Origin of the sequence: Lentzea nigeriaca, from assembly GCF_016907955.1 — a bacterium.
Lineage (GTDB): Bacteria > Actinomycetota > Actinomycetes > Mycobacteriales > Pseudonocardiaceae > Lentzea > Lentzea nigeriaca.
The window spans coordinates 45033-56747 of the sequence record NZ_JAFBCX010000031.1 but is presented as its reverse complement, the minus strand read 5'-3'; the positions used below and the strand labels follow the sequence as shown (position 1 = coordinate 56747).

8 protein-coding genes are annotated in these 11715 nt (G+C 67.8%); 3 read left to right on the top strand and 5 right to left on the bottom strand.

All coding sequences use genetic code 11. The features are described 5' to 3' along the window. Nucleotides 1–108: 108 nt before the first annotated feature. From JOD27_RS44120 to mmuM, 3 genes are all read left to right on the top strand, one after another. Nucleotides 109–1455 (top strand): endo-1,4-beta-xylanase, encoded by a 1347-nt coding sequence (locus tag JOD27_RS44120; RefSeq protein ID WP_239571726.1) that lies wholly within the window; start codon nt 109–111, stop codon nt 1453–1455. A 235-nt stretch (nt 1456–1690) separates the two neighbouring features. Then, on the top strand, nt 1691–2725 hold the full coding sequence (locus tag JOD27_RS44115) for a LacI family DNA-binding transcriptional regulator (protein WP_204768371.1): 1035 nt from the start codon (nt 1691–1693) through the stop codon (nt 2723–2725). A gap of 22 nt (nt 2726–2747) precedes the next feature. After that, on the top strand, nt 2748–3632 hold the full coding sequence (gene mmuM / locus JOD27_RS44110; RefSeq protein ID WP_275591968.1) for a homocysteine S-methyltransferase: 885 nt from the start codon (nt 2748–2750) through the stop codon (nt 3630–3632). On the opposite strand, the gene JOD27_RS44105 is transcribed toward mmuM, so the two are convergent. The 5 genes from JOD27_RS44105 to chvE all read right to left on the bottom strand — a co-directional run bounded on the left by JOD27_RS44105 (nt 3621) and on the right by chvE (nt 11617). After that, nucleotides 3621–4508, bottom strand: a complete 888-nt coding sequence (locus tag JOD27_RS44105) for a cellulose binding domain-containing protein (protein ID WP_204768370.1) — start codon at nt 4506–4508, stop codon at nt 3621–3623. The two genes, mmuM and JOD27_RS44105, sit on opposite strands and share 12 nt — an antisense overlap. A gap of 157 nt (nt 4509–4665) precedes the next feature. Continuing rightward, nucleotides 4666–7758, bottom strand: coding sequence for a family 43 glycosylhydrolase (locus JOD27_RS44100; RefSeq protein ID WP_204768369.1), 3093 nt, complete (start codon nt 7756–7758; stop codon nt 4666–4668). A 32-nt stretch (nt 7759–7790) separates the two neighbouring features. Next, nucleotides 7791–9005: a multiple monosaccharide ABC transporter permease gene (mmsB, locus tag JOD27_RS44095; protein WP_204768368.1), complete on the bottom strand. Its 1215-nt coding sequence runs from the start codon at nt 9003–9005 to the stop codon at nt 7791–7793. Further along, complete coding sequence (gene mmsA, locus JOD27_RS44090) at nt 9002–10507, bottom strand: multiple monosaccharide ABC transporter ATP-binding protein (protein ID WP_239571755.1); 1506 nt, start codon at nt 10505–10507, stop codon at nt 9002–9004. The genes mmsB and mmsA overlap by 4 nt, the downstream gene beginning before the upstream one ends. Nucleotides 10508–10534: 27 nt before the next feature. Then, nucleotides 10535–11617 (bottom strand): multiple monosaccharide ABC transporter substrate-binding protein, encoded by a 1083-nt coding sequence (gene chvE / locus JOD27_RS44085; RefSeq protein ID WP_204768366.1) that lies wholly within the window; start codon nt 11615–11617, stop codon nt 10535–10537. Nucleotides 11618–11715 lie beyond the last annotated feature (98 nt).

The window sequence follows — 11715 nt, the reverse complement described above, 5'->3', positions numbered from 1 at the left end:
ACATGTCGGGCGCGCTGCCGGACGCCCCGCTGTCGGGCAAGTGGTTCTCCGCACAGTTCCAGGAACTCATGCGCAACGCCTACCCGGCGCTGTGAGGAAGAGACCGTCATGAAACGACTCCCGCACGTGCTGTCGCTCGTGCTGGCGTCGACCGTCGCCGTCGCAGCCCCCGCTGCGACGGCGACGGCTGACGACGCCGGGCAGTGCAAGATCACCTACAGCGTGCCGAACGACTGGGGCTCCGGGTTCACCGGCGCGGTGTCCATCACGAACACCTCGGGCATGGCGATCGATGGCTGGACGCTCACCTTCTCGTTTCCCGGCAACCAGAGGATCACCAACGGCTGGGGTGCCACGTGGACCCAGACGTCGGCGACCGCGATGAGCTGGAACCGGACCATCGCGCCCGGTGCCACGCTCTCCGGTCTCGGGTTCAACGCGTCCTACAGCGGCGCCAACAGCCCGCCCGCGGAGTTCCGGCTCAACGGGCAGCTGTGCAACGCGCCGACGCCCGGCACCAAGCCGTTGCGGGACCTGGCCGCTGCCAGGGGGAAGTACTTCGGCAGCGCGATGACCGTGCCGGAGCTCGAGGACACGCAGAACCGTGAACTGACCGCACGCGAGGCCGGGGTCATCACCGTCGGCAACGAGATGAAGTGGGAGGCCACCGAACCCTCTCGCGGCCAGTTCACGTTCACCGGCGGCGACCGGATCTGGGCGGGTGCGGTCGCCGCCGGCCAACGCGTGCGCGGCCACACACTGGTGTGGCACAACCAGACCCCGCAGTGGGTTCAGGACCTACCGGCGAACCAGCTGCGGCAGGCGATGCTCGACCACATCGCCGCCGTGGCGGGGCACTACCGCGGCAAGGTGTTCGCCTGGGACGTCGTCAACGAGGCGTTCGAGGATAACGGCACGCGCCGGCAGTCGTTCTGGCAGCAGAAGCTCGGGGACGGCTACCTCGCGGAGGCGTTCCGCGCCGCTCGTGCCGCGGACCCGGACGCCAAGCTGTACTACAACGACTACAACACCGACGGGCTCGGCGCGAAGAGCGACGCCGTGTACGAGCTGGTGAAGTCGTTCAAGCAGCAGGGCGTGCCGATCGACGGCGTCGGGTTCCAGTCGCACCTGCTGCTCGGCGGTGTGCCGGCATCGATGCGGCAGAACCTGCAACGGTTCGCGGACCTCGGCGTGGACGTGGCGATCACCGAGCTCGACATCCGGATGACGCTGCCCGCGGACTCCGTGAAGCTCGCGACCCAGGCCGCGGACTACGGCGCCGTGGCCAGAGCCTGTCTCGCCGTGACGCGGTGCGTCGGCATCACCACGTGGTCACTGTCCGACAAGCACTCGTGGATTCCGTCGGTTTTCCCGGGCCAAGGGGCGGCGCTGCCGTTCGACGAAACGTTCGCACCCAAACCCGCATATCGGGCGCTCGCGGGCGCCTTCAGTTGACGCGAAGTGTGAACGTGCTCACGCTCTGTATCGATTGGTTCCGCGCTGCGGAGCGTGAGCGCGAACACGCTGAGCTGCAAGAAGTTTCTGTTCTGGAACTTTCCAGACAACACAATTCGTCTGGACCACGTATCGCAAACAATGTTAACGCGAACATGACCCTTGAGTTCACCTGAACGTGCTCCCTATCGTGGCGGAACGCAGCAGGTGAAGTGGGTTCGCGAGAGGGGTCGGTGTGGTCACCATCGCGGACGTCGCACGACACGCTGGTGTCGCCCCGAGCACGGTTTCCTACGTGCTGACGGGCAAGCGGTCGATCTCGGCCGACACCAAGTCGCGGGTGCGCGAGAGCATCAGGGCGCTCGGCTACCAACCGCACGCGGGCGAGCGGGCGTTGAACTCCAGCAGGGCCAACGTGATCGGGCTCGTGCTGCCGTTGCGCGCGGGTCTCCATCTCCCGGTGATGATGCGGTTCGTCACGGCGGCCGTGACGGCCGCGCGCAGACACGACATGGACGTGCTGCTCATGACCGCTGAGGACGGTGCCCCAGGCTTGCGCAGAGCCGCTGACAGCGCCCAGGCCGACGGTTTCCTGGTGCTCGACGTGGAGATGGACGACGACCGCGTCCCCGTGCTTCGCGAGCTCGCGAAGCCGTCCGTCCTCATCGGACACCCGGCGGCCACGAAGGGCCTCACCTGCGTGGACCTCGACTTCGAGGCCGCGGGCGCCAAGTGCGTCGACCACCTCGCCGACCTCGGCCACCGCTCCATCGGTTTCCTCGGCGCCCCGAGCGCCGTCTACCGCCGCAACACCGGTTTCGCCCATCGCGCGATGGCCGGGTTCAGCGCGGCCGCCATGCGGCGCGGCATCGCCACGACGGCCATGCCCGCGGAAGAGGACTACGAGTCGGTGCTCAGGTCCGTCCAGGCGCTGCTGCGCGCCCACCCGGCGATGACAGCGCTGGTCGTGCACAACGACGCGGCGCTCGGCTGGGTGAGCTCGTGTCTGCGCGCCTCCGGGCGCAAGGTGCCCGGCGACGTCGCCGTGGTCGCGATCTGCCCCGATGAGCTCGCCGAACAGGTCTCGCCCCCGCTCACCTCCGTGCGGCTGCCGGTGGACGAGCTGGGCCGGCACGCGGTGGAACTCCTGGTGGGCAAGCTCGAGGGGCGCACGGTCCCGCCGCTGCTGTTGCTGCCGCCACGGCTGTCCCGGCGCGTGAGCACCCCGGAGCTCGCCGCCGCCCGGTTCGGCGCGGCCTCCTCCAGCTGACCGTAGAATCGCCGGGGTGGAACTGACGAACGCCTTGGCGCACAGGGTCGTCGTGCTGGACGGCGGTATGTCGACGGCACTGGAACTCGCGGGGCACGACCTGTCCGACGCTCTGTGGTCGGGCAGGCTCCTGCTGACCGACCCGGACGCGGTGCGCGAGGCTCACCTGGCGTTCTACCGCGCGGGTGCCGAGGTCGCCATCACCGCGAGCTACCAGGTGACCTACGAGGGCTTCGCGCGGCACGGCATCGGTGCTGACGAGACCACGCGGCTGTTGCGTGCCAGCGTCGCGCTGGCCCGGTCCGCCGCCTCCGATGTGGACGGACCGCGCTGGGTCGCGGCCTCCGTCGGACCTTACGGGGCGATGCTCGCCGACGGGTCGGAGTACCGCGGCAACTACGGCCTGGGCAGGCAGGAGCTCGTGGAGTTCCACCGGCCTCGCATCGAGACGCTGGTCTCGGCCGACCCGGATGTGATCGCCGTCGAAACGATTCCCGATGTGGACGAGGCGTTGGCTGTCGTCGACGTCGTACGCGGCAGCGGTGTGCCGATGTGGCTGTCCTACAGCATTCGCGGCGACCGGACGTGCGCCGGGCAGCCGCTGGAGGAGGCGTTCGCGGTCGCCGCGGGGGCCGACGAGGTCGTTGCGGTCGGTGTGAACTGTTGTGCCCCTGAGGATGTCGCGCACGCGGTCGACGTGGCCCGGAAGGTCACCGGGCTGCCCGTGGTGGTGTATCCGAACAGCGGGGAGCAGTGGGACGCGACGGAGCGCGCGTGGACCGGTGCCGGCACCGGGTTCGGCACGCTGGCGGGGGAGTGGACGGAGCGCGGCGCCCGGCTGGTCGGCGGGTGTTGCCGGACCGGGCCGGACGCGATCGGTGTGCTCGCTGCCGCGCTAACCGAGTGAGCAGGTCACACCGTTGACCACGAACGTGGCCGGCGGGACGTTCGGCCCGGACGTGACCGCGTTGAACCGCAACGACACCTGCTCGCCCACGTTGATCGAACCGTTGCCGTCCTGGCTCACCGCCAGCACGTCCCCGCCGTACTGGTAGGCCGTCATGCCCCAGGTCTCCCTGATCTGCTGACCGCTCGGGAACCTCCAGTACAGCTTCCACTGCGTGAACGGCTTGTCGGTGTTGTTGCGGACGGTCAGCTCGGAGTTGAAGCCGCCCGGCCATTCCCTGGCCAGGCGGTACGTGACCACGCAGCCCTTCTTCTCGACCGGCGGAGGCTTGGGGGTCGTGGTGGTCGGAGCGGGTGGCGGCGGAGGAGGGGGAGCGACCGTCGGTGTGGCGTCCTGGCCCTTGCACGGTAGGCCCCACAGGCCCAGGCCCGCCTCCGCGGCGGCCTTCTCCGGCTCGGTGAGGACCGGGTCGTCCTTCTCGGCGCGGGCGGCACCCTGGCTCACGGCGAGCAAGGCGAAGTCGTGGTCGTTGGCCAGGCGCAGCGTGATGGCCGACTCCGAGGCGCGGCTGTAGCGCACCGGCTTGCCGAGCAGGGTGTCCTTGGCGAACTTCAGCGATGCGGCCGACCAGCACTCTCCTGGCGCCGCCATGCCGAGCACGCGGGCCTTCACGCCGTTCGACAGCACGACGGTCCTGCCGTCGACGACCTCCTCGACCGTCTCGGGCGGCGGTGGGAGAACGGTGACGTGCTGGGGCGAGGTCACCGAAGACGGGGTGTTGGCGGGGGTTTCCGCGGCGCTCGTCGCACACGCGGCCACGACGAGCACGGCGAAGGGCGTGTACAGGATGGGCCGGTGGTGGCCGAACGGTCTCAAGAATCCCCCGGTGCTGGTCGTCCCGTGTCCGGGAGTGGACCGTACGTCCCTCCGGCGGAACGCGGGAAGCGCTTTCCCGACCGCGAGAGTGAGTTGTAACAATAAAACGACCCGTTCGACGCCGTTCGAGTCGAACGGCGTCGAACGGGCCTGTCACCTAGTTGAAGTAGGCCCGGCAGTGCTGCGGCCGGATCCTTTGTGGAGCCACGCTTTCCAGGGTCGGCGCGACGGGCGCGATGGTGCCGTCGCGGTTGAACCGCATCCTGTCGATCGTGGTCTCGCGGTGCATGCCGTCACCGCCGGGGATGGCGAAGCGGTGGTACACGAGGTACCAGTCGTCGGTGCCGGGCACCTGCAGCATCGAGCTGTGGCCGGTGCCGAGGACGCCGAGCTTCGGGTCCTTCTGCAGGATCAGGCCGCGGTTGGTGAACGGGCCGAGCGGGCTCGACGCCGTCGCGTAGCCGACGCGGTAGTTCTCGCTGCGGGTGTCGTCGATCGACCAGCTCAGGTAGTAGGTGCCCTTGCGCTCCACCATGAACAGGCCCTCGCGGAAGTCGTCGAGCCCGGTGATCCGCGTGACGCGAGCCGGGTCGTACGACACCATGTCGGGGTTCAGCGGCACGACGTAGGCCTCACCGTTGCCCCAGTAGAGGTATGGCTGGCCGGACTTGTCGATGAACACCGCAGGGTCGATCGCCTGGCCACCACCTGGGTTGCGCGCCACCAGCGGCTTGCCGGAGTCCACGAACGGGCCCGTCGGCGAGTCCGACACCGCGACACCGATCTTCGCCTCGGCGCAGAAGTAGAAGTAGTACTTGCCGTTGCGCTCGGCGATCGTCGGTGCCCAGGCCCGGCTGTCCGCCCAGCTCACATCCGGGCCGAGGTCGAGGATGACGCCCTCGTCCTTCCAGTCGACGAGGTTCTTCGACGACCACGCGGAGAACTTCGTGCCGCTCCAGCCGTCGAACCCGTCGGTGGTGGCGTAGATGTAGTACGTGTCCCCGAATGCGATGATGTTCGGGTCGGCGTTCAGGCCAGGCAGCACGGGACTGCGCATCTCGTGCGCCTCCACCGTCCACTCACGACGGTCGCCGGAGGAGTTGGTGACGACGAACTTCCTGGGCTTGCGTAGGTCGACGGTTCCGGCCGGAGTGATCTTCGAGCCGGGCGCGAGACCGAACTTCGGCGCGAGCCTGCGCAGGTCCGTGCCGGGCTTGACCGGCAGCACCACCGTGTTCGCGGCCGGGTCGATCACCGCGGGCACCTTGAGCGACGCCAGCTCGACCGATGAGATCACGGTGCTGTTCGACGGGAGCGCGGCGACCTCCGCACCCGACAGGGCCCGGTTGTACAGCCGGACGTCCTTCATCTTGCCGATCAGCGTCTTGTCCGCGGCGTAGACCGAGCGGCCCAGGTAGTTCGCCGCCGTCACGCCATCGCCGAGGTCCGACGGCTTGATCGTCACGCCTGTGTTGCGCGCGACCTCGGCACCGTCGAGGTACAGCACCTCGACCCCGTTGCCGATGGTCAGCGTGACGTTCTTCCAGACACCGCGGGGCAACGCCCGACCGGAGTTGGCGCCCTGCTCGGTCGTCCAGTTGCCGGACGCGATCGCGCCGCGATAGCTGTCGCCGGTGCTGAAAAGGTAGCCGTTGCCGACCCCGTCCTTCGCGGTGTTGCCGAACCCGTAGAGGAAGTACGGCGTCTGCTGCCCGGGATCCACCAGCACGTCCGCGGACATCGTGAACGCCGAGGCACCGGTCAGCATGTTGTTCGGCAGCTGGACGTACCCGCCGTTCAACGACAACGCCCCGCCGGACCACGAGGTGTTGCCGGCCAGCGCACCGTCGTAACCGTGGCCGGTGGCGTCGGCGGCGACCGACCCGGACGTGGCGTTGAGCGGCCAGTGCGCGACAAGACCCTTCGCGTCGGCCTTGACCGGCGCAGGGGGAGCGGTCAGCCGGTTCAGCTCGGCCTGCGTGACCGGGAGGACGGTGCCGTGGCGCGGGGACGCGGGCAGCTTCGCACCGGTCGACATCGTCCACTTGCCGGACGCGAGGTCGGTCGTCTCGAACGGCACGTAGCCGCGGCCGCCGAACTCGTCGATGAACAGGTACCACTTGTTCTCGGTGTTGGACTTGAAGCCCGTCGGCCCCTCACCCGCGGAGAGTCCGGGGCTCGTCGCGGTGGCCTTGCCGATGCACTCCGCCACGAAGTCGTACTTCGGGTTGAGCAGGTCGGTCGACTTCTCCGCGGTGATGAACTTGCTGCACGGCGTGCTCGACGTGTTGTTCCGCTCGTCCTTCGTGTACCGGTAGTACGTGCCCTTGTCCTCGATGATCGTCGAGTCGATCACGGAGTAGCCGGGGTCGATCCACACCTTCGGCGCGCTGAACGTCACGAAGTCACGCGTCGTCGCGTACATCATGCGGTTGTAGCTGTCGCCGGTGTGGTTCGGGTCGTTCTCCGCGTAGAGCTTCGACGCCCAGTAGACGACGTACGTGCCGCGCTTGGCGTCCCAGAACGCTTCCGGCGCCCACGTGTTGCCCGCGGTGGGCGGCGACACCTGGACGCTGCGCTGGCGGGACCAGTGCGCGAGGTCGGTCGACTCCCACACCATGATCGACCGGCTGCCGCTGCGCTGGGCCGCGTCCCAGCCGCGTCCGCCGTTGATCTTCAGGTCCGTGGCCAGGAGGAAGAACTTGTCACCCTCGGGCGAGCGCAGGATGAACGGGTCGCGCACACCCAGCTCGCCGAGGGTGGACTTGAGGATCGGCTGGCCGTTGTTGAGCTCCGCCCAGTCGAGAGGGTTGTCGCCCTTGCTCGCGGCGGCGTAGATCTGCTCACCGCTGGGGCTGCCCTCACCGGTGAAGTAGAAGAAGCTGTAACCCGCCAACGGTTCCTTGGCGGGCAGCGGCGCGACCGTCGCCGTCAGCTTCCTCGTCGTGCTCTGGAACCCGCGGCTCACCTTGGCCGTCAGCACGACCGTGGCCGGCTTGGCGCCCGAGGCAGGGCGGGTGACCTCACCGGTCGGGGTGATCACGGACCGGTTCGACGACGTCCACGTGATCGTGGTGTCGCCGGAACCGGTGGTGGGCAGGGTCAGGTGTCCGCGCACGTCGTCGATGTTCGGCACGGACAACGCCTCGGCGGCGCTCTTGACCACGGATTCGGCTGCGTTGGCGGGAACAGGGACCAACGCGGCCGTCACCGCGAGAACGACGCCGAGGCGGCGCAGGGATAACAACATCGTTGTTGCTGCCTTCCGATTTGCAGGGGGTGTCAGGCCCTTCTCTTGGTCCACACGTCGTAGGCAACCGCCGCGAGCAGGACCAGTCCCTTCACGAGCATCACGCGCTCACTGGGAGCGCCGATCAGGGACATGCCGTTGTTGATGACGCCCATGATCAGGCCGCCGGTGATCGCGCCGACGACCTTGCCGACGCCACCCTGGACGGCGGCGCCGCCGATGAACGCCGCCGCGATGGCGTCGAGCTCGAACGCCGTACCCGCGGTGGGACCGGCCTGGTTGAGCCGTCCCGCGAAGATGACGCCCGCGAGCGCGGCCAGCGCGCCCATGTTCACGAACACCCAGAACGTGACGGCCTTGACCTTCACGCCCGACAGCGTGGCGGCCTGCAGGTTGCCGCCGATCGAGTAGATGTGCCGGCCGAACACGGAGTTGTTGGCCATCAACGAGTAACCGAGCGCCAGCGCCGCGAGCAGCACCAGCACCCACGGCAGGTTGCGGAACCGCGCCAGCTGCACCACGACCGCCATCACGACGACGCCGACACCGACGATCTTCAGCACGAACAGCGGCATCGCGTCGACGGACTGGCCGTAGCCGAGGCGGGCGGCACGCTTGCGCCACTGCGACAACGCGAACCCCGCGACGAACAGGAGCCCGGCCAGCAGGCTGACGAGGTCGGCACCGCCCAGTGGGCCGAGAGCGACGTTGCCGAGGTAGCCGCCCGTGAAACCGTTGGACAGCGATCGGATCTCGTCCGGGAACGGCCCGATGCCCTGGTTGCCCAGCGTGGTGAGAGTGAGCGCGCGGAACACCAGCATGCCCGCCAGCGTCACGATGAACGCCGGGATGCCGAAGTACGCGATCCAGTATCCCTGCGCCGCACCGATGAGCGCGCCCGCGAGCAGCGTCAGCAGCACCGCGACCGGCCACGGCAGTCCCCAGTGGACGGTCAGCACCGCGCAGATCGCACCCGTCAGCGCCACCGTCGAGCCCACCGACAGGTCGATGTGCCCGCCGATGATCACCAGGATCATGCCGATCGCGAGGATCAGCACATAGGAGTTCTGGACGATGATGTTCGAGATGTTCTGCGGCTGCAGCAGGGCACCGTCGGTCAGGAACGCGAAGAGCACCACGATGAGTGCGAACGCGACGTAGATGCCGGACTGCCGCAGGTTGATGGAGATCCGGCTCTGGGGAGCCGTCGGTGCGGTCGCCGCTGTGGTCGCGGTCTTCGTGGTCATGAGTTCTGTCCTCGGGTCATGTACTGCATCAGGCGTTCCTGCGTTGCCTCCGCCCGGTCCACCTCTCCGGTGATCCGGCCTTCGGACAACGCGTAGATCCGGTCGCACAGGCCGAGCAGCTCCGGCAGCTCGGAGGAGATCACGAGCACGGCCCTGCCCTGCGCGGCGAGATCGTTGATGATCGAGTAGATCTCGTACTTCGCGCCGACGTCGATGCCGCGCGTCGGCTCGTCGAGGATCAGCACGTCCGGGTCGGTGAACATCCACTTCGCCAGCACGACCTTCTGCTGGTTGCCACCCGACAGCGTGCCGACCTGCGTCGACACCGCGGGCGTGCGGATGCCCATCGAGCGGCGGAACCGTTCCGCGACCGAGAACTCCTCGTTCTCGTTCACCCAGCCGTTCTTCGAGAGCTTGTCCAGCGCCGCGGCGGAGACGTTGCGCTGCACGCCCTCGATGAGGTTGAGCCCGTACCGCTTGCGGTCCTCGCTGACGTACGCGAGCCCGTTGCGGATGGCGGCCTGCACGGTCCTGGTGTCGATCTCCTGGCCGTCCTTCACGACCCGGCCGGAGATGCCGACCCCGTACGAGCGGCCGAACACGCTCATCGCGAGCTCGGTGCGGCCGGCACCCATCAGCCCGGCGAGACCGACGATCTCGCCGCGCCGCAACGTGAGCGTGGCGCGGTCGACGAGCACGCGGTCGGGCTGGGCTGGGCTGTGCACGGTCCAGTCCTCGATGCGCAGCACCTCGTCACCGATGTCGGGCGTGCGCGGCGGGAACCGGTGCTCCAGGTCGCGGCCGACCATGCCCGCGATGATCCGTTCCTCGCTGAGCCCCTGTGCCGGCAGCGTCTCGATGGTCTTGCCGTCGCGCAGCACCGTGACGGTGTCCGCGATTCTGGTGACCTCGTTGAGCTTGTGCGAGATGATCACCGAGGTGATGCCCTCGTCCCGCAGCCCGTCCAGCAGGTCCAGCAGGTGCTGCGAGTCGTCGTCGTTCAACGCCGCCGTCGGCTCGTCCAGGATCAGCAGACTGACCTCTTTGGACAGTGCCTTCGCGATCTCTACCAGCTGCTGCTTGCCGACACCGAGGTCGTTGACCGGGGTCGTGGGGTTCTCGCGCAGACCGACGCGGTCGAGCAGTGCCTGGGCCTCGTGGTTGGTGCGGTTCCAGTCGATGAACCCGCGCCGCGCTCTTTCGTTGCCCAGGAACAGGTTCTCCGCCACCGAGAGCTGGCCGCACAGCGCCAGCTCCTGGTGGATGATCACGATGCCGCGCCGCTCGCTGTCGCGCACGCCGTGGAACGCGCACGGCTCGCCGTCGAAGACGATCTCGCCTTCGTACGTGCCGTGCGGGTGAACGCCCGACAGCACCTTCATCAGCGTGGACTTGCCGGCGCCGTTCTCTCCGCAGATCGCGTGGATCTCACCGCGCCGCACGCTCAACGAGACGTCGTGCAGCGCGGTGACCCCTGCGAACCTCTTGGTGATGCCCTGCATCACCAGGATTTCGTCAGACACATTTACTCACTTGAGCTGGTCGGCGGTGTAGTAACCGGTGTCGATCAGCTCTTTCTTGTAGTTGGCCTTGTCCACCGGGACGGGCTGCAGCAGGTACGACGGGACGACCTTGACGCCGTTGTCGTAGTCCTTGGTGTTGTTCACCTCGGGCTTGCCGCCCTTGAGCACGGCGTCGGCCATCGTCACGGTGACCTCGGCGAGCTTGCGGGTGTCCTTGTGGATCGTCGAGTACTGCTCACCGGCGATGATCGACTTCACCGAGGCGACCTCGGCGTCCTGACCGGTGACGATCGGGTAGGCCTGGCCGGCGGTGCCGTAGCCACCGCTCTTCAGTGCGGACAGGATGCCGATCGAGATGCCGTCGTACGGGGAGAGGACGCCGTCGACCTTCGCACCACCGTAGGTCGAGGTGAGGATGTCCTCCATGCGCTTCTGCGCGGTGGCCGGGTCCCAGCGCAGGATCGCGACGGTCTTGAAGTCCTTCTGGCCGGACTTCACGACGAGCTTGCCCTGGTCGATGAGCGGCTGCAGCACCGACATCGCGCCGTTGAAGAAGAACGTGGCGTTGTTGTCGTCCGGCGAGCCCGCGAACAGCTCGATGTTGAACGGACCCTCACCACGGGTCTTCAGACCGGCGAGCAGCGAGTTCGCCTGCTCCACACCGACCTTGAAGTTGTCGAACGTCGCGTAGTAGTCGACGTTCTTGCTCTGCCGGATCAGCCGGTCGTAGGCGATCACCGGGATCTTGGCGTCCGCAGCCTGCTGCAGCTGCGACGTGATCGCGGTGCCGTCGATCGAGGCGACGATCAGGAGCTTGGCGCCCTTGGTGATCTGGTTCTCGATCTGGTTCGCCTGCGTGGGGATGTCGTTCTCCGCGTACTGGAGGTCGACCTTGTAGCCCTTGCCTTCGAGGGCCTTCTTGATGTTGTCGCCGTCGTGGATCCACCGTTCCGACGACCGGGTCGGCATGGTCACGCCCACGAGCGCGCCATCGTTCGAACCGCTTTGCTTGTCGATGGTCTTCTCCGCCGAACCGCAGGCTGTCAGCGTGAGAACCAGCGCGGCGGCGGCGATGTGCGGGAGCCTCATAGGCGGCGAGTGTTATCGCTAACAATCTCCTCGTCAAGGTCTTGTTAACTCCGAGACCAAATTGATGTTAGCGCTCACAGAACGGAACCGGTTCCACC